The following is an 18,079-nucleotide window of genomic DNA, read 5'->3' on the forward strand; positions in this document are numbered from 1 at the left end:
AAAGTCCAGCGGAGGACGATCTTCCATTCATCTGCACGTGCAGATGCAAAAAACAGAGGCTCCGTGACACGTTCCGAGGCCTGCCCCTTCGCATTGTTGCCTCAGGTAACCCCCTGCTCCAAACGGTGGACGCGCAGAGTCCGTCCGGCCGCCGCCCGTCCACGCAAAACAAGAGCGCCACCGGCACGTCGTGATGCACCTTCGGCCGATCGCGCTCGCCGCCCGCCCGGCACCGCCACAATGGGGCGACGCGGCACGGAGGGCGATCGAGCAGGTCGCCGTGCGGCGGCAGTCCGAATCGGGGGAGCGCATGGCACCACGCAGAATCACAGAAGCCCAAGCCGTCCAGGCGCTGATGGAACGCGGCGCGCGGCCCCTGGAGGCATTCCCGGGAACCCAGCACCCCTGGCGGTGCCAGTGCCTGACCTGCGGCGAGGTCCACACCCCCCGCTACAGCGACGTCGTCAACAAGGGCAGCGGCGTCTGCCGCGGAACCTGCCGCTCCCGGAAGATCTCCAACAGGCTCAGGCGTGACGGCACGCAGGCCGCCGCCACCATGCAGCGCTGGGGCTGGCTGCCCCTCGAGCCGTACCCGGGCGCAGCCAAGCCGTGGCGCAGCCGGTGCGCACAATGCGCCGCCGTCAAGATCAAACGCCTCTCCCACGTACGCAACGGACACGCCCGATGCAACCACTGCGCCGGGCGCGCCCTCGGCGCAGTGGCGGCAGCGGAGATCATGACGTCCGCCGAACTGGCCCCTCTTACCGCCTATCCGGGGCAGCAGATGAGACCCTGGCTCTCAAGATGCCTGCGCTGCGGCCACCTCGGGACTCCCACCCTCGCGTCGGTACGCCTGCGAGGCCACCAGTGCTGGGCCTGCAAGGCCGCCGCCTTCCCCGTTCGTCACCCCCTGGACGAGCAGCAGGCGGTGGCCTGCATGATCACGCACGGACTGGAGCCGCTGGAGCCGTACTCCGGAGACGTCAACGCCCCCTGGAGGTCACGCTGCACCACCTGTGACAGCGACTCGGCACCCGTGCCGGGGAGCATCCCCGGTCACCACCGTGCCTGCCCTGTCTGCGCGCGGCTCGACATCAGCCCGGTGGAGCCGGGCTACCTCTATCTCGCCGTCCACGATGACCTCCGGGCCCTGGGGTGGGCGGTGGCCCAGGGCCGGCACCGTCTGCACTCCATCGGCCGTTCCTGGCGGCCCCTGGCCCGCTGGCACCTGGCCGCAGCCCAGGACGCCTGGGCTTTCGGACGTCACCTGAAACAGCAACTGCGTGGCAACGGCTGCCCTCCTGTGCCGAAGGCGGACGCGGCACCCGATATGGCCTGGGCCCAGACGGTCTCCCTCGAGCACGTGTCCACCGGAGGCGTGGTGCGCATCGTCGAGGACGTGGCGGGACCCGCTTGCTGACACCGCAGCAGGCCGTAGTCCACCCGATGAGGCCCACTCGCCGCTGGCGCCCTGCGGGGACGCCAGCGGCGTAAGCGGGGGCAGACGCTGCATGCACGGCTCATCTTTGACTCCTCTTCGGACGCCCACTAGCATCCTCAATCAGATAAGTGATTAGGCATGCAGGAGAGGGCGGGAAAGGTGCTACTGACAACGGGACAGGCCGCGGAAGAGCTCGGATGCGCCATCACGACCTTCCGGCGACTCGTCAACGCCGGACTCCTGCCCGGACTGTCCCGTCGCGGCGTCCGTGTCATGGTCCCGCTCGAAACCGTCCAGGCACTCAGCACCCGCCACCACGCCCCCCTGGATCAGCTGTCTTCCCCGGAGGTCGCCGTCCTGCGCGTCGACACTGCGCGGCCCGCCGACGACCCGGACCGCGCCTGGAGAGGCTTCGCCTCCTCCCTCACCCCCGACGACCTCGTCAGAGCCCTGCGCGGCTGGTGGCGCTGCGACCCCGCCGGGGTAGCAGCCGGACAGGTGCTGCCGGTCACCCTGTCCGGCTACGTCGTGGCCGTCCTGACCGGTCTCCAGCGGTGGGAGAAGAACGCCAAGGGACGGCACGCCTTCCCCGACGCCCGCCTGGCCGGGTACGTCACCGACCTGGCCACTCCCCACACCACCATCACGGCAGAGTCGGCAGCCGACCGGTGGCTCGCCGAGCTCCTGCTCGGCACGCGGCTCGTCTCCCACTCAGGCGGAGCCGTCGCCTACGTTCCCACCCGCACAGCCGCGTGACTTGCCGGTCAAGGAGGCCTGCTGATGGACGCTCAGAGCTACAACGCCGCGCTCGCCGAACTGCGCGCTGTGCGGGACAGGATCAAGAAGTCGCGGGCGGAACTGACAAAGCTGGAAGCCGACCGCGACCAGCGGATCACCCGCCTTGCCGCCTACAGCAAAGCCAAGGCCGAGCGAATCGCCCCGGCAGCAGGGATGAGCGTCGCCGACATCGTCGCCCTCGCTCCGGAGCTGGCCCCGGACGACCTCGCCGCACCCGGCCAGGCCCCGGAGCCCGCCACGCCCCCCGAGGCCGCCGCCGCTGAGGCCGACGCCCGGCCGGCTGGCTCCCCGCAGGCAGTAGCGCCCGCAATCAACGATGCACAGAGCACCCCACCAACCCCGCGGCCCTCCGCAGAACCAGCGGACGCCTCGGCCAAGCCCATCACGGACGCGCCGCGGGCCCTGCCGGCCCTTCCCACAGGGGAGGCGGGCGATGCCTGGTTCACCCACACCTCAAGCCTTGCCTCCACTCGCCCGAACTTCACGCAGCAGGCCCGCTCCACCGTCTTCCTCGACACCGCCACCGGCGTCCTCGCCCACCGTCAGCACATTCACCACCTGGACCTCGCAGGCCGCACTGCTGCAGATATCCTCACCGCCGTTTTCCACGCCGTCCCCGACGGCGTGGAGCGGATCTACATCACCGCTGGCGACCCCTGGCACCGCGACGCCGACCGCTACCCCTACCTCCGCGACGCCGTCACCGCCTGGCTGAACGCCCCCACTCCCGGCTGGCGCACCGACACCGGCCGCGGCCGCGACCGCATGGCCGGACACTTCGTCCACGCCCGCAACCCCGTCGGCCGATACCAGCGCGACGACGGCAAGGCCCACGTCGAGATCCGCTCGGTGGGGGAGTGGTTCGACCTCGACGACCACGACACCCCGGCCACCGTCCGCGACGCCTTCGTCCTGCTGTGGCAGGCCCTGCGCCGCCACTGGAGCGACGCCGTCCTGATGGGCTCGCCCTCCCAGACAGGCCGGGACCTGTGGACCCGCACGATCCCCATCCGCGGCCAGCACGCCGACGGCTTTCCCGTCCTGTCCGAAGAATTGCGCGGCCTGCTCCACGCCACCGCCGGCCAGGGCCGCAACGAACTGATCACCCCGCCCCGCGTCCCCGAAAAACTGCCCGCCCTTGTCGAGTACGACCGAACCTTCGCCTACGCCAAGCACACCTGGAAGTCCCCGGTCGGCGCCCCCCGCCGCATCACCGCCGCCACCTTCGCCTCCTGGAGCGAGAAGGAACAGATCCGCGCCCTGTACGGCTGCGGCCACTGGCACGTCCGCGTCACCGTGCCCGACGGCTGGAACCACGTCGGCCTCCTCCCGGCGCCTGCCCCGGGCGACCGGGCCTGGCACTACCCCGCCACTGCCGGCACCACCTTCACCACCTGGGCCGGAGGCCCCGAACTCCACACCGCCCTGACCAACCCCCTTCAGCCGTGGAAGATCGAAATCCTCGACGGCATCCTCTGGGAAGACGGCAAGCCCCTCGACGACTGGGCCAAGAAACTCAAAGACACCTGGACCAACCTCACCGCCCAGGCCCAGATCCACGGCGACCCCCAGCAGGCCCGCGCCGCCCACCTCGCCTCCCGCGCCGTACGCGCCATCCTCCTGTACGGCATCGGCTCCTTCGCCCAGCGTCCCCGCATGGTCACCGGCACCACTCCCCGCACCATGGAACGCGACCTGCCCCCGGACGCTGAGATCATCGGCTTCGACGACGAGCAGATCACCTGGCAGCGCCCCACCGGCTTCAGCCGCGACCCCAACGCCCACCCAGAATGGGCCGCCGCCATCTGGTCCGGTGCCCGCGCTGCCCTCCTCAGCCAGCGCCACCGCGACGACAACGCCTACGCCGGAGCCCTGCACACCCCGCCCGGCACCGTCGTCGCCTTCCGTACCGATGCCCTCTACCTCACCCAGCACCAGAACTGGCCCTATCACCACCAGCCCGGCGACTACCTTCTGCGCGGCCACCTCACCGGCCCCGTCACCGCTCCCACCACCGAGGAGGAACTCCTCACCCTTCGGGACGCTGGAAGGGCCACCCACGCCATCACCCGGCAGGAGGCCTGATGCCGTCCCGCACTCGTCGCCGACGCTCCTCGCAGGACACAGGGAGGAACGAAGCCGCTCAGCTCGCCGACCGGCTCCAGCAGGCTGGCTACACCAAACGTGACATCGCCCGCATCATCGACCGCGACCCCTCCCTGGTCTCGCAGTTCTACTCCAGGAACAAGGGCGCAGCCTTCGTCCCCGCCCTGCGCCAGGTCCTCACCGCCGTCGAAACCGGCGGGGTCACCGACCTGCCCGAACTTGCCGCCATCGCGGCCCGCCACACCACCCGCCGTACCACCGCCTCCGGCACCCGCGCCCGCGTCCGCACCAAAGCCCTGCTGATCACCCCGACCGGCTCCGGCACCGGCCGCGTCGCCTCCCAGGCCATCGCCTCCGGGTCCGCCCGCCTGCGCCCCCTTATCGCCGAAGCGGCACGCCGCGGCCTGCGTCTGGCCTTCACGGTCCGCCTCGCCAAGACCGCCTATGTGCATCCCTCCGGCAGCCGCACCGACTCACCCGGGATCCGCCGCGATGTCACCCAGCGCGCTGACCACACCGAAGAACGCTCCTACGGCTCCGCCCAGACCGGCGGCTTCGATGCGACCGATTTCGCCCGCCGCGTGGACGCCGCCGGCGGTGACGTTACCGCCGCCGTGCACCAGTGGCTCTCGGAGACCGGCCGTATCCGCCCCGAAGCCCAGATTCTCCATCTTGAAGTACGCACTTGGCGTTCTCGCTGACGGCGGCCCTGTGTACTCGTGCGGCCAACGGCTCCCCACCGTGTGCGAGGCGTAGAGCGAAGGTTCCTCCCGTCTGAACTGGAAGGGAATCGGTCGGTCACGGGGCGGTCCGTTCCACCTCTGGCGGATGCAGAACCAAGTGAGCCTCTCGTATGAACGCACCCAGAGCCTCGTTCATGGGCTGAAGCTGCTGCCGACCCCGTTCCAGCGGCTCATCATCGGGCCAGTGGACCGAGTACGACGCGATCCGTTCAGCATCCCTCGGGGACAGAAGGCCAAGCTGGACGGCCTCCTTCAGCGCATTCGGGTGCACGCCGTCTCTGAGCAGAGCGACCAGCGCGGCCAAATCCTCAAGCTCAGAAGCTCCGCGCGGGAACCGGCTTCGTTCCTCTTCCCAGCGGCGCGCCGGATCCGTTCAACCTGCTGGTCCACGTGCAGGACCGCCTCGGACCGCGCCTCGGGCGAACTCTGCATACACAGTGCGGCGGGCTGTGAGTGCCTGCTGGTCGGCGGCGCTTCGGGTCTGTTCGTCGGACGGCTTGCACAGTGGCCTTCGCGTCGGCCCGGGCACCGAAGTAGCCCAGTGGCGCAGTCGCAAGTGCGATGACGGCCGCCACCGCATCAGGTGAGAAGACGGCCGCCACCAGAATGGTGGCATGATCCCCTCACGAGGAGGACAGGGAACCCAACCGGCCAGGGCCCTTGGGACTTTGGCGGAACGACGGCTGCCGCCATGCGGAAGCGCAAGCGATGGACGTCATGACGCAGTGCATCGGGCGCGATCCAGCCGTGGCCGGCCTGCTTGACCCAGGTGGGTGGCTCAGCCGTGATATCAAGCAGGGCCACAAGCCGGAGAGGGCGGACGTCCTTGGCTCCCCGCCGCCCGCTCCGGGCCAGGCCCGTCGTGCCAACGCTATGTCGCCGGTGATGTGACAACGACACAGCCCGGTCTGCGGGCGGTGAGCGCAGCGGGCTTGGGCTTCTACTTGATCTTCTCGGCTTGTGCAGCGCCCTCGGAACCAGCAACGGGCTCGGGCCCACCGGTGGCGGTGTAGTAGACCGAGGAGCCCTGCTTGGTGCGCTGGGCACGCTGCTTGGCAACGAGACCTTCGAGCGTGTTGCGAACCACGGTGGTCTGGACAGCACGTTCGGGATGGGCCTGGTTCAGCCCGGCAGAGACCTCTGCGGCGGACCGCGGTTCACTCTGCGCGGCAAGGTGACGGCGGACGAGTTCGACGAGGGTGGGCGCGTCGCTCTTCGCCGCTTTTGCCTTGGCCGGAGCCTTGGCGGCACGTGCCTTCTTGGCGGCGACGGGCTCCTTGGCCGCTGTGCGACCCCGCGAGGCCGTGGTCCTCGCGGTCTGCGAGCGCCTGCTGCCGGTAGGCTCAACGGCCGTCTTCTTGCGGGGTGAGGGCACGGTGGTGCTCTCAGCAGCCGGCGCGGGCACAGTGCCGGCCAGTGCCTGCTGGATGTTCACCAGAACATTGTGGTCCTGCTGCAGGGCGGTGAGCTTCTCCTGCAGCGTGGCGATGTCCGCGCCGATGCGCTCCTGCTCCTTGGCATTGCGCTCGAGGTCGCTGGCCACCTGGACGGCATACTGCGAGGCCACTTCGGTTGTGTTCGATGTCTCCAACATGGTGCTGTTCTCCTTGGCTGCGTGAGGGACGTGGAGAGGGAAGGTGACTGCCGGACGCGGATGCGCTGGCTGCTCCTGAGAGGAAAGCCGCAGCACCAGTCGTGCATACCCCCGTGCGGAGATAGTACGGATGAGAGATGAGGATTGGCCCTCTCGGACCGCATCCATGCTCACCGCCGTTCTGGACGCCGCGGGTTGCAGTATTCAGCTGTCCGGTCTGCCGAGCACTGTGGTAGCTGTTGCGGGAACTGCCAGAGCACTTCACCGGTGTCATGGTGGTGATGCCAAGATGCGAGGGTGCGAGCCGACACCAGCCGGTCGAGCAACTCCATGGTCTGCTGCGGGGAGTGCCCGCACAGGCGGGACACAGCGTCCAAATCCTCCGTGCGTAAGGTATGTGACGCGAGCGCGAGAGCGGTCAGCTGCAACACAGCGGGAGCCGCAGCCGGCACCACCAGGGGCGTCGGGTGCAGCGCCCAGTGAGCGGCGCGGCGCCGCGCGCCGCGGCCTGGCGCCTGGTCGAGCACGGTGGCGTCCAGTAGCCGTACGGCCACGGATCCGGGCCGGGGACTGGCCGTCTCCAGCCATCCGGCCTGAGCCAGCTCCAGCCACAGTTCCCGGCGCCCGCGCAGCCGCATGCTGCGCAGCATCCCGTCCGCGACAGTGACATGTCCCCGGGTGTCCGAGCGCAGGGCGCATTGCAGGGCGAGCAGCCGGGCAGCGGGGGAGGTGAACTGGGGGAGCGTGGCGGACAGGTAGGTGAGCATCTCCCGCACACGGGCCCGTTCGTCGGGCCCCGGAGACAGTCCGTGGCGGGCGCGCCGCAAGATGCCTCCCGCCGGCTTGGGCCGGCGTGCGCCGAGCAGCGTATCCGGCACGACGGCGGTCTCGCTGGTTGCTGCGGCGCAGGCGGCGCAGGCGTCGGCCAGGCGCCAGGAGCGCCCGCCGGCCTGGCGGGTGAGCGCCAGGAGCACCGGCCCCCCGCAGCCTCGGCTGCGGGAATGCCACGTACAGCCCAGGGCGCGGCACTGGCACGTGCGCAGGTGCCCGGGCAACGCCTCGGCGCGAGCGTGGCTGGCCAGATGTGTCAGGGCCGCCGAACGGGCCGAGGACACATCCACCGGGGGTGTGTGGGCCTTGCACTGGATGCAGAACAGTCTCGGCCCTCCCGCTCGCGGGCGTAGCTCGACTGTCCAGACGCGCCGCACCGCGGCCTGTGTACCGGCCAGCCTCATCGGCTCGTCGTCCTCCCGTGAACACAACTGGTGTGACAGGCGTCTTGGCAGCAGGCGCCAGGACGGCCAGAACGCTAGTGCAGATTTCCGCACCGTGAATGTCACCCTCATCAGCGCAGATAGTGCAGAAACCCGCACTGACAGGGCAGGGTTCTGCACCGTCGGATGGTGGAGTGACGATCTTGCCCCCCGATCCCGACTTCAGCGCACTACGCGTGGAATTCGCACGCCTGCGGGGCGAACGCGGCTGGACCTTCGACGAACTCGCCAACCGCAGTGGCCTGGCCCGCCGCACCCTCATCGACCTCGAACACGGCCGAACCCCCGGCAACCTCACCACCTGGCACGCCCTCGCCCACGTCTTCGACGTACCCATCGAGCACCTGCTTGCGGCGCTCTGCAGCAACCACACCCCGCCGGGCGGCAACGACACCTGACCAACCGGCCACGCCCTGAAATTCGCGCCGCAGCGAATCACCCGAAGAGGCGAGAGAGAGTCGCACCCGCATACGTACCTTCGCTCATACGTTCGCGAGTGTTGGGCCGTTCGCGGGGTCCTCGGCTGTCGTTGCGCCGATTACAGTGTGTCGCCTGACACGGTCCGCGCATGCGTTCCCACCTCACTCGCCTGCACGGCATCCCTCACACCGTGCGCCCCCGCAGGCGACCGCTACGAACAACCGCCACTAGCCCAGGCCGCTTTCCGACTGCCGGGCAAACCCGCCGCTGCTCCGCCTGCGGCAACCCGATCGAGCTCTTTCCGCGCGCGGATCACCGACTCATTGCCCTGCACCCCGCAGAACTGGCCTCTGCCGTAATCCCCGAGGACTGCCGCTGGCACCTCAGCGCAGGCATCGCCCACCCCAGCGGTGACGGCAGCCCGTGGTGCCGTATCCCACACCGGCTCGTCTGCCCCCGCCGAACGGACGCGTCGCAGTCCCGGCCCCATCTGGACGCCCTCCGCCTCCGGCTCGCCCTGCGAACCCGCCGCCTGATCGACACCGGCCTGCTCACCCCCGCACCGCACCGCTCAGAGCAACCGTCCACCACCCCTGCCCGCCCGGTCGTACGAGCCCTACTGACCCTCTACCTGGCCAGCGCACCACTAGACAACATCCGCTGCATCACACAGCGTCCTCACCGTCCCCTGTGTGGCCAGCGCGTCCTGGACGCCGGCTTCCCGGCAGGCACCTGGCGGCTCCTGCCCGTCGGTCCTCAGTACAGCCGAGGCCAGTCTCCGCCCCCGATGGCCGTCTACGACCTCGACCGACTTGACCCGGTCGAGCAACTGCGCTGGCGCGCTCAACACTGCCCGGACCACGTAGCCGTCCCCGTCGAACTCGACCAGACCGAATGGCAGGTCTTCGACCCCCTCCTGCACGCCGATCACATCCACACCCATCTTCCACGCCCGTCCCGCCGACCCTGCCAAGGAACGTGACGATGCCCCACCACGCCCTGGAAGTCGTGCTCACCCGTTCCGCGCGTCCGGCCGAACTCCGCGCAGCCACCCGCTCCATCCCACTCGCAGCCAACCACGACGCCACACGCCTGATGGCACTCTGCCCCGGAAAGACCGCCCGGCGAGCCGCCCACCGCCTGCGCCAGCGAATCGGCACACACCTGCCCATCGACGTCATCACCACCCGCTACCCCGACACGCATGGACAGGTTCTGCTCAACGTCTCTCTGCCGCCTGCCACTCGAGCCATCCTCGGCCGAACAGCAGAGGAGGCCGGTCAAACCCCCGAACAGACGCTGGAACGGATGCTGCACCACAAGCTGACCCAGTACGACAGGGAGGAAACCGACCGTCTCAATCGCGCTGTGAAACACCTCCTCACCGGTACAACCCCCGCCCACTTTCTGACAGCTGTCGGCCACGCGCTGACCCGTTCCCCCGGAGCAGCACCATGGTGACCGCCACACACGAGCAGACCGCCGCAGCCGACACTTTCCGCAACGGCGACCACCTGTCCCTGCAGGCCGGCGCCGGGACCGGCAAAACCACCACCCTCAACCTGCTCGCCCGCACCACCAGCCGCCAAGGCCGCTACCTCGCCTACAACCGGGCCATCGCCCAGGACGCCGCCGCCCGCTTCCCCTCCAACGTCCGGTGCAAGACCGCCCACTCCCTGGCCTACGCCGCCCTCGGCCACCGCTACACCCGCCGCCTCAACGCCCCTCGCCGTCCCGCCTGGCAGACCGGGCAGGCCCTCGGCATCACTAAAGTTGTCCGCATCGCGGACCGCGAGATCACCCAGAGAGCCCTCTCCAACGCCGCCCTTCGCACCGTCAGCCGCTTCTGCCACACAGCCGACGAGACCATCACCCACTGCCACGTACCCCACCTGCGCGGCCTGGAAGACACAGACCACCACACCCAGCTTGCCGAGCACATCGTGCTTTTCGCTCACAAAGCCTGGGCTGACCTCCAACACCCCGACGACGGCGCTGTCCGCTTCGACCACGACCACTACCTGAAGATCTGGGCGCTCACCCGCCCCCGGCTCGACGCCGACTTCCTCCTCCTGGACGAAGCCCAGGACACCAACCCCGTAGTCGAACAGATCTTCCTCAACCAGCGCGACCACGCCCAGCTGGTCATGGTCGGCGACTCCGCACAGGCCATTTACCACTGGCGCGGCGCCAAAGACGTCATGACCGGCTTCCACGGCACCCAACTCGCCCTGTCCCAGTCCTTCCGGTTCGGCCCTCACCTCGCCGAGGAAGCCAACCGCTGGCTACGACTGGCAGACGCCCCGATCCGCCTCACCGGCACCCCCTCGGTCCCCACCGACCTCGGCCCCGTCACCGACCCGGACGCCATCCTGTGCCGCACCAACGTCGGAGCCATGGCCGAAGTCATGACACACATGGATTCCGGGCTCAGGGTTGCCCTCGCCGGTGGCGGGGACAGCCTCCAGGCTCTGGCCCTCGCCGCCCGCGACCTGAAGGAGGGACGTCGTACCAACCATCCCGAACTCGTCCTCTTTCCCTGCTGGGGGGATCTGCAGGACTACGCCACCCACGACCCGGCAGGCCGCGACCTTCTGCCTCTGGTCAATCTCGTCGACACTCACGGCGCCGACGCCATCCTCACCGCCGTCGCACACCTCGTCCCGGAACGCCAGGCCCAGGTCACCGTCTCCACGGCACACAAGGCCAAGGGCCGCGAGTGGCAGCGAGTCCTCGTCGCCAGCGACTTCGACCGCACCGAGGTCACCCACTCCGACCCCGCCTGTGCCCCATCTCCTGCCGCCGACCCCGTCGACGACGCCGAAGCCCGCCTGGCGTACGTGGCGGTCACCCGCGCACGCCAGCGTCTCGATCTGGGAGGCCTGTCATGGATTCACAACCATCCTGACGGCACCGGGCCATACCCCGATCAGCGCTCATAGAGGGGCGCGACCGGCCAGTGGACTGCGCACTCCTGTCCGCTGGCGCATCGACGCAAGCCAGCACCTGCGGAAATGGCTGTCCCAGCGCGGCATCCGACACCGCATCGCGCGCAAGGGCGTCGAGAACTCAGAGCGACTCGGGCGACACCGCTGGAGCGTTGAACGCACCATGGCCTGGCTGGCCGGCTGCTGACGACTCCACGGCGCTACGAACGCGAGGCCGACCACTTCCTCGCATTCACGAGCATCGCCTGCACCCTCATCTGCTACCGGCGTTTGGCCCGCTGACGTGGGCCCGCAGCAGCTGCACCGCCAGGTCGTGGCCGTAATGATCGGCCATGTCCATGGGAGTGCGACCATCAGGACCTGCAAGTTCCGGGTCAGCCCGAAGGACAGCAGCACCGCAGTGGTATGCACGGCCAACGGCTGGCCGCTCTGGAGCGAGCCATCGCCCTCGACGTCGATCGCATGCGTCAGCAGCGTCCTGTTGCTGAAGACCTCATTGGGATCGGCACCATTGGCCAGCAACCGGGCCAAGGTCTCCGCATCCTCGTGCTCCACCGCGTGATGGGCAGGCGTCCAGTAGGCGCTCACCAAGGCATTCAACCGCCACCGCAATGCGTCTGCCAGCGACTATCCACACCGGAAACCACCAATTGAGATGACGTCTAAAGAAGTCCTCTTCCGGCTGCGGCTGACGCGCCTTGAAATCACCATCGTCTGGGCCGACTCCGCCAATGCCGGACAGCTCGTGACCTAGGCGAAAATTCACCTGAACCTGACGATCAAGACCGTCAGCAGCCCGAAGGACGCCTCCGGATTCGTCGTTCTGCCCCGGCGCCGGGTTGTCGAACGCTCACACGTCTGGGTCATGCACGCACGCGACTACGAACGCGACTACGAACGGCTCATCCAGCATCCTGAATTGTTGATCACCTGGGCTGCGATCACGCTCATGACCAGGCGAATCACCCGCCGAAGCTCCCGCAGAAGCGGGCAATCGAACTCTCGCGAAGCGCAACGGGACTGATCAATCCGGCGGTGACGGTCACCACCGCCAGCGTCAGGAATTAAGCCGCCACAGAGCGCGGGTCCACGCAACGTCGTAGAGCACCCACGCGAAATAGACGCTGACGAGAACCAGGGACAGTGGGTCTTCGGCGACGGCTGCCAGTAGAGCGAGCACCGGGACTGCGAACGCGATCATGCCGATGAAGGCTGCCCGCGCGCTGCGGCGGCCGAAGAAGAGCCAGTTCCAAGCCTCGTTGCCGACCAATACCACGAACGACAGCACGATCGCAGCCACGTCACTTCGGTCGAACGCCCGGTACAACACCACGCCCATCAGGACGTAATAGATCAAGCCCACCACCAGGAATCCCTGGAACGGAATCATCCACCCAGGGCGACGCAGTTCCCGAAACCAGCGCAGAGCGTCCTTCGGCACCCAAAGGTTCCCCAGTACGGCCGACAGCACCACGCTGCTGATCGTCACCAACGCCGCGATCCAATCCACGAACCGCAGTCTAACCGTGCAGCAACCTTCCAGCCTCCGATCTGGAGTGGTAGCCAATCCCTCCGCTCATCGGCACCAGCCGAAGGACATCACTGTCTGCTACGAGGTTGAGAAACAGGTACTGACCTTGTCGTCTAACCTGCGTCCTATCTTGGCCGTTGCCGGTCGCGGTAGCGGTCGGCAGGATGACGGGCATGGCTGTGTCACCAGCAACACGTCAGCTTTGCAATGCCACGTTTCCGGATGCCGAAGCAGCGAGCGTTCTGGCGCTCCTCGATCTCTATGCGGGCACGGAGCGTGAACGTGTGCATCAGGCTGTTGTCCGGCTGAGCGGAGGACGACTCGGCAGGCTTCGCATGTGGCTGGATGAGGCCAAGCGCAACCCGGAGACCGTTCTGTGGTTCGGTGAGTCGCCCTCCGATGTCTCGCAGGACACACACGCCTTCGGAGTGGAGTTCATCAACGGCTTTCTCGACAGGCACCTCGACACTCCCGCGGAGCGTACGGACGACGAGTGACAGATGCCTGCCTCCATGCCGCGCCGGGTCATCGAACGATGCCTCGAACTTGGTCGGTATTTTCGCAGTTCAGCGGACGTGAAGGCGGCCTTCGTCTGATCCTGTGCTCCGTCACAGAGTGGATCAGCGCGAAGGCCGTGGTCGTGAGTTTGGTGCATCGGGGTGTCCTGCGGGATGCGTTCGCGGAAGTGTCACACTTCCGGTCGGAGCTGTACGCGTGCATGACCGCGCGGGGGCGACGCCTTGTTCGAGTTGTGCGACGCGTTGCTGTGCACGGACGGGCCGGTCCGCACGCTGGTCCATCTCGCGCTCGCGCCGGAACACCGCCGTGGGCACGGGGCTCTTTACGGCGGGCTCAACCAGGGCCGGTACCGCCGGCTGGACCGTTAGGGCAGTCCTTCAGCAACTGGGGCAGTCCACGACGGGTGGCGGATGTGGGAAGGTGCGGTTGCCCTCCAGCCAGTCCGCCAACCACTCCGCCAGGGTGAACCGCTCGACGAAGAAGCGGTGCTGTTCACAGCGCGCATTCGGGTCCCACCCCCACATGCGGCCCTCTGGCGTGCTGAAGTCGACATGCCACCATATCGCGCAGCCCAGTGTCACCAACGGTGGTACATGACGCGGCTGGAGCGGAGCTTCCGGCTCGGACACGGAATCGCGGTCACGTACAAGCTGGAGGAGCGACTCCTCATCGCTGTACCACTCGCCCGCGTCGGTAAGGGACAGAATGCTCCCGTCAGGGCCGAAGCCGCCGTTGGCGACCTCCAGGTACAAACGCCGCAGCAACTCCGGCATGGGATACCCCACGACGGCCTCAACCTCAGCGACTGCCTGGGGAGGCACAGGCGGCGGTAGCTCATGGGCTCTTGCATAGGCCCGAACTCGTTCCACGATCTCGTCGTCGGTCACCCACCGATGATCAAGGCCAAGATCCCGGCTGTCTACTGCCGTTCCCTGGACTGCCACCGCACCCAAGGAAACCTGTGTGAGTCATGGGCAACCAGTACAGCGTTTACGTTGGGACAGGAAGGCTCGCATCCGGGTTTTGACCTGGCCGCAGGTGCGGTCAAGGACGGATCGAAGTCGGCCCCTATGGCTTCGACGTCGCATCCGGCAGTGTTGCCCTCGCCGTGGACGTGGCCGACCCGCTCAGCTCAGCGAAGTGATCGGCCTCAAAGAGCGTCGTGCGCGATCCGCGATCAGCCTGAGTCGTGGGCCACGGTCGGGGCGTCGTCGGCGCCGGTGGACCCGTGTCCCACACCGCGTTCAGGAGGGGTGCCATCCGACCCTGATGTAGGCGTAGCCCTCGCCCGCGCGTGGCGCCCTCGTCCATGACCGGGTGGTGAAGGTGCGCAGCCTTCCCCGGGTCAGCGCGAAGCGGGGGAGGGAGAGCCCGAGTTCGGTGTGCAGGGCCTCCAGCACGCGCAGTTCGCCGTCCAGCTCGGTGCCCTCCGGGCGGAACAGGTGTGCGGGTTCCAGGGCCTCCGGTATCGCGCCGGAGCGCTGGATCTGCGTACCCCGTACGGTGAAGGCGTAGAGCTCCTCGCCGTGTTCGGCCACCGACAGGTGGAACGCGGCGGGCTGGTCAGGCAGGGAAGAAGGCGCCGGCTCGCGCCACACCACGACCGCGCGGCCGGAGAGGGACGCGGCCGCTGCGGGGGACACGAACCGTTCGTTCAGGTGGTGGTGGGAGTGGCCGTCGAATGCGAAGGCCCATCCTTCACCCGTGCGGCCGACAGCGACGACGGCCCGGTCCTCCCAGAGCTCCACACCCTCGCGTTCATGGGGCTTGGGCGCCCGCCAGGAAGCCCTTCGCGGATCCACCGGTGCGCTCAGTTCGGCGCCCTCCTCGCCGATCAGGGAAGGCAGGCGGGTCGGGTCGATCCCGTCGGCCCAGACACAGCGGTAGCCGTCGAACGGCTGCCGGTTCGCGTCCGGGCCGGTCAGCCAGGCGAGGCCCGGCGGGTCGAGATCGGGCACCGGCTCGGGAGCGGGTCCCGTCTGTCCGGCTCGCGGTGTTCCGAGGAGCTCGCGCCCCCGTTCGGGCGTGACCAGCGGACCCAGGACCGGATCGGCCAGCAGCCCGATCGGGGCGATCAGCAAGGGGCCCGGTGCCTCCCACGCAGGGAGTGCGTTCCGCAGCAGCCGCCACGCCGTGTCGCCCGCGCCCCACAGGGCCTGCTCCCGGGCCTCGGCGACGGCTTCGCCCCAGGTGCCGGGCGGCGCGTAGCGGTGAGTGCCCTCGCGCATCGCCCTCAGTACGGCCTCCGCGGTCTCCCGGGCCACCCCACGGGCGGCCATCATCCCCAGCCAGTGGTCGTCCCCACCCAGCCGCCATGCGCCGCTCGCCGGACTCATGGCCTCAACGGGCAGGACCTCCGGCAGGTAGCAAGGGTCCGACGACAGGCTGTCGTAGCCGAAGGAGCCGAGCGGATCCAGGAGGTGCCGGATCTGGTGGAGCAGGACGGCGCTTCGCGGCCGTCCGAAGGACAGCGCCTCCTCGAGCCGGGGCAGGGCATCCTCGTACCGTCCACGCAGGGCCAGCCGACGGGCCTCCTCCACGTTGGCGTCCTGAGCGCGCGTGGTGGCGTTCACGAAGTCGGGTCTGTCCAACCCGGGCGGAGTGGAAGCCGCGGTACATGGCCTCCATGTACGCGCGGAACGACGGGTAGCGGTTCGGCAACTCACCATCCCAGCCGTGGTAGACGTAGAGCGCCCACTCGCCGTCCTCATCGGTGTCGCCAGGGTCGAGCAGGGCGTACGACATGTCGGAATCCGTCTCGAGCCGCAGCGCCCGTTTCCACATCCCGGCCAGCAGGGCCTCCTCCTCGCTCGGATCGGGGCCCAGCATCTCCTCGTAGAGCGAAGTCATGTCGTACGGATCCTGGAACCAGTCGACGTCCGAGGTTCCGCCGAGCTGGTAGATCCCGGCCGTCTGGTCGACGTGCCACCCGTCACTCGCGGCCAGAAAGGCCCGGTAGGAGGGTGGCAGGCGCCGCCCCAGTCGCCGTTCGGCTGTGGCTATCGCCACTTCGTCCGCGCCGGGTCCGCCCAGGGGAACGAGGGCCTCTTCATTTCCCTTGTCTTGGTCGGCGTCCGTGCGCGGAACCCACTCCTCCTGCCACCGGCCGAGGAAAGCGTGCCAGTTGAAACCGTCGCTGCTCATGGCCGGATGGTGCCATCGGGCACCGACAACGGCGGCACCGTGGCCGCGCCGCCCGGCCTGCGGGCGTGGCGATGACGTGCTCGGCCTCCGAAGCCGTAGCGCGTGCAGACTTCAGCCCCCCTCGCCGCGATCAGCGAACGGCGCGAATCATCACGGTGAGGACGGGCGACGCCGGTGACGGCTGGCTTCGCCCGATGTCCTCGTACCCCCACGACCGGTAGAGCGCGTGGACCTTTCCGTCCCCAGCGGCCGGGTTGACCATGAGCGTGACGAACGGCTCGTCGCGCGTGGCGAGGAGGGCGTCGTGGATGCGCCGGGCGGCGCCGGTCTTCCGCCACGCCGGCCGGACTCCGATCTCCTTGAGGGCCACGGCCGGACGCTCGGTGTACTCGTCCGCCGGCGCTGGACTGGTGCGCTGCCAGTAGCGGTCGCCGTGTCCGATGGCGTTGCCGTAGGCGTAACCGACCGGGTGTCCGTCCGCGTAGGCGAGGACGGCCGTGAAACCCGGCTCGCCGCCGTGTCGGTCCAGGCGCTCGCCGAAGGCGGTGACCGCGTAGTTCGGCAGGTGGAGGAGTGGGGCGCGCACATCGGCGTAGACGTCGAGGAGGTCGCCGCGGGCGGTGTCGAGGGTGGTGAACGTGCGCAGTTCGATGGCGGGAGCCGTGGTCATGCGGCCATCCTCCAGGTGGCGGTGTGCTCGGTCCAGGCCTGCACGGTGGAGCTGCGGGGCGCGGTGGCACGCAGCGCGGCTCCGAACTCCTGCAACATGCGCGTTACCCGGGCGTGCTGGGTAGCCGCGTCGGCGGGGACCTTCATCGCGGTGGTCGCGGCGGCGTCGGCGGCGCCTTGCGCGAGTTGGGCGTGTGCGAGACGGGTGGTGGTGATGGCCCGGGACCGGACCATGTGGGGGCGCAGAGCGGCCAGGCAGCGGTGGGCGTGGTACTCGGCGGTCGGGTGGTCGCCGAGTGCCAAGTGGGCGGACAGGGCCAGGGAGTGCAGCTCGGCCTGGTCGTAGAAGGCGAGCATCCATACAGGCCGGTAGTCGCCCGGGTCGGCACGCAGCATGGCGTCCTGCGCCTGGTCGAACGCACGACGAGTGCCGGTGCGGTCGTGCGCCGCGCCGTGGATCGCCGCCTGCCGGGCCATGCCGAGGGAAGCGAACATCGGGTCGCGGCGCGTGATGTCCAGGTTGCGAGCGACGTCATTGGCGGCGAACGCGTCGGCGGGTCGGCCCATTGTCAACGGCCTTGTAGTTCTCCCCAGTCACCCTGGAAAGAGGTGTTGCCCTGCTGGATTCCGTTCCTCGGAGGACGCCCGGTCGACCGAGGGCTCGCGGTCCTCGCCGCTTCGCTGGGAGCCCTCGCGGTCACCGTCCTGTGGTGGGTCCTCTTCTTCGGAGGACTGCTGACCTCGCCCAGCCCGGACCCCAGCATCTCGGCCGGTGAAGTGCTCTTCGCCGCCGCCCACGCCCCACTGCTGCTGTGGGGCCCGCTCCTGGCGGCGGTGACCTGGTCGTACCACCGACGGCACAAGGCTTGTTCGAGGGTGTGAACCAAACTCC

The 18,079-nt window shown here is 68.8% G+C and carries 15 protein-coding genes and 7 pseudogenes; 13 read left to right on the top strand and 9 right to left on the bottom strand.

Annotation, left to right across the window (positions count from 1 at the left end; all coding sequences use genetic code 11):
• Positions 1 to 310 precede the first annotated feature (310 nt).
• The 4 genes from RI578_RS39760 to RI578_RS39775 all read left to right on the top strand — a co-directional run bounded on the left by RI578_RS39760 (position 311) and on the right by RI578_RS39775 (position 5,046).
• A complete protein-coding gene (locus RI578_RS39760) occupies positions 311 to 1,420 on the top strand; it encodes a hypothetical protein (protein ID WP_310869168.1) in 1,110 nt (369 codons plus the stop codon).
• Between the two features lie 180 nt (positions 1,421 to 1,600).
• Entirely contained in the window at positions 1,601 to 2,197 is a 597-nt protein-coding gene (locus RI578_RS39765; protein ID WP_310869167.1) for a helix-turn-helix domain-containing protein, read from the top strand.
• Positions 2,198 to 2,221: 24 nt separating this feature from the next.
• Positions 2,222 to 4,324 (top strand): hypothetical protein, encoded by a 2,103-nt coding sequence (locus RI578_RS39770; protein WP_310869166.1) that lies wholly within the window; start codon positions 2,222 to 2,224, stop codon positions 4,322 to 4,324.
• The gene (locus RI578_RS39775) at positions 4,324 to 5,046 is read left to right on the top strand and encodes a helix-turn-helix domain containing protein (protein WP_310869165.1); all 723 of its coding nucleotides are present in this window, start codon (positions 4,324 to 4,326) and stop codon (positions 5,044 to 5,046) included. Before RI578_RS39770 ends, RI578_RS39775 begins: the two co-directional genes overlap by 1 nt.
• Before the next feature lie 982 nt (positions 5,047 to 6,028).
• Here RI578_RS39775 and RI578_RS39780 read toward each other — a convergent pair.
• On the bottom strand, positions 6,029 to 6,682 hold the full coding sequence (locus RI578_RS39780) for a hypothetical protein (RefSeq protein ID WP_310869164.1): 654 nt from the start codon (positions 6,680 to 6,682) through the stop codon (positions 6,029 to 6,031).
• A 170-nt stretch (positions 6,683 to 6,852) separates the two neighbouring features.
• On the bottom strand, positions 6,853 to 7,656 hold the full coding sequence (locus RI578_RS39785; protein ID WP_310869163.1) for a hypothetical protein: 804 nt from the start codon (positions 7,654 to 7,656) through the stop codon (positions 6,853 to 6,855).
• A gap of 434 nt (positions 7,657 to 8,090) precedes the next feature.
• Here RI578_RS39785 and RI578_RS39790 point away from each other — a divergent pair, with 434 nt between their 5' ends.
• Entirely contained in the window at positions 8,091 to 8,354 is a 264-nt protein-coding gene (locus RI578_RS39790; protein ID WP_310869162.1) for a helix-turn-helix transcriptional regulator, read from the top strand.
• 170 nt (positions 8,355 to 8,524) lie between these two features.
• Positions 8,525 to 8,857 (top strand): annotated as a pseudogene (locus RI578_RS39795) (DUF6083 domain-containing protein); the annotation flags it as partial.
• Positions 8,858 to 9,022: 165 nt separating this feature from the next.
• On the opposite strand, the gene RI578_RS39800 reads toward RI578_RS39795, so the two are convergent.
• Positions 9,023 to 9,313: a hypothetical protein gene (locus RI578_RS39800; protein ID WP_310875991.1), complete on the bottom strand. Its 291-nt coding sequence runs from the start codon at positions 9,311 to 9,313 to the stop codon at positions 9,023 to 9,025.
• Between the two features lie 47 nt (positions 9,314 to 9,360).
• Here RI578_RS39800 and RI578_RS39805 point away from each other — a divergent pair, with 47 nt between their 5' ends.
• The 3 genes and pseudogenes from RI578_RS39805 to RI578_RS39815 all read left to right on the top strand — a co-directional run.
• On the top strand, positions 9,361 to 9,837 hold the full coding sequence (locus RI578_RS39805) for a hypothetical protein (protein ID WP_310869161.1): 477 nt from the start codon (positions 9,361 to 9,363) through the stop codon (positions 9,835 to 9,837).
• Complete coding sequence (locus RI578_RS39810; protein ID WP_310875626.1) at positions 9,834 to 11,318, top strand: UvrD-helicase domain-containing protein; 1,485 nt, start codon at positions 9,834 to 9,836, stop codon at positions 11,316 to 11,318. Before RI578_RS39805 ends, RI578_RS39810 begins: the two co-directional genes overlap by 4 nt.
• Before the next feature lie 61 nt (positions 11,319 to 11,379).
• Positions 11,380 to 11,606, top strand: a pseudogene (locus tag RI578_RS39815) (IS5/IS1182 family transposase); the annotation flags it as partial.
• Here the strand turns inward: RI578_RS39815 and RI578_RS39820 are convergent.
• A pseudogene (locus tag RI578_RS39820) lies at positions 11,578 to 11,912 on the bottom strand (ankyrin repeat domain-containing protein). The pseudogenes RI578_RS39815 and RI578_RS39820 overlap by 29 nt on opposite strands.
• Positions 11,913 to 11,985: 73 nt before the next feature.
• Between RI578_RS39820 and RI578_RS39825 the strand changes: the two are divergent.
• Positions 11,986 to 12,345 (top strand): annotated as a pseudogene (locus tag RI578_RS39825) (IS5/IS1182 family transposase); the annotation flags it as partial.
• Between the two features lie 36 nt (positions 12,346 to 12,381).
• On the opposite strand, the gene RI578_RS39830 reads toward RI578_RS39825, so the two are convergent.
• Positions 12,382 to 12,834: a TspO/MBR family protein gene (locus RI578_RS39830; RefSeq protein WP_310869160.1), complete on the bottom strand. Its 453-nt coding sequence runs from the start codon at positions 12,832 to 12,834 to the stop codon at positions 12,382 to 12,384.
• Positions 12,835 to 13,028: 194 nt separating this feature from the next.
• Here RI578_RS39830 and RI578_RS39835 point away from each other — a divergent pair, with 194 nt between their 5' ends.
• Positions 13,029 to 13,352 (top strand): hypothetical protein, encoded by a 324-nt coding sequence (locus RI578_RS39835; protein ID WP_310869159.1) that lies wholly within the window; start codon positions 13,029 to 13,031, stop codon positions 13,350 to 13,352.
• A 143-nt stretch (positions 13,353 to 13,495) separates the two neighbouring features.
• A pseudogene (locus tag RI578_RS39840) lies at positions 13,496 to 13,721 on the top strand (transposase); the annotation flags it as partial.
• Positions 13,722 to 13,751: 30 nt separating this feature from the next.
• Here the strand turns inward: RI578_RS39840 and RI578_RS39845 are convergent.
• From RI578_RS39845 to RI578_RS39860, 4 genes and pseudogenes are all read right to left on the bottom strand, one after another.
• Positions 13,752 to 14,261, bottom strand: a complete 510-nt coding sequence (locus RI578_RS39845) for an SMI1/KNR4 family protein (protein ID WP_310869158.1) — start codon at positions 14,259 to 14,261, stop codon at positions 13,752 to 13,754.
• 357 nt (positions 14,262 to 14,618) lie between these two features.
• Positions 14,619 to 16,518: pseudogene (locus RI578_RS39850) on the bottom strand (SMI1/KNR4 family protein).
• 130 nt (positions 16,519 to 16,648) lie between these two features.
• Entirely contained in the window at positions 16,649 to 17,188 is a 540-nt protein-coding gene (locus tag RI578_RS39855; RefSeq protein WP_310869157.1) for a GNAT family N-acetyltransferase, read from the bottom strand.
• Positions 17,185 to 17,754: pseudogene (locus RI578_RS39860) on the bottom strand (hypothetical protein); the annotation flags it as partial. The pseudogene RI578_RS39860 and the gene RI578_RS39855, both read right to left, overlap by 4 nt.
• A gap of 42 nt (positions 17,755 to 17,796) precedes the next feature.
• Here RI578_RS39860 and RI578_RS39865 point away from each other — a divergent pair.
• Positions 17,797 to 18,069, top strand: coding sequence for a hypothetical protein (locus RI578_RS39865; RefSeq protein ID WP_310869156.1), 273 nt, complete (start codon positions 17,797 to 17,799; stop codon positions 18,067 to 18,069).
• Positions 18,070 to 18,079: the final 10 nt, after the last annotated feature.

This window comes from Streptomyces sp. BB1-1-1 (assembly GCF_031597775.1).
Lineage (GTDB): Bacteria > Actinomycetota > Actinomycetes > Streptomycetales > Streptomycetaceae > Streptomyces > Streptomyces thinghirensis.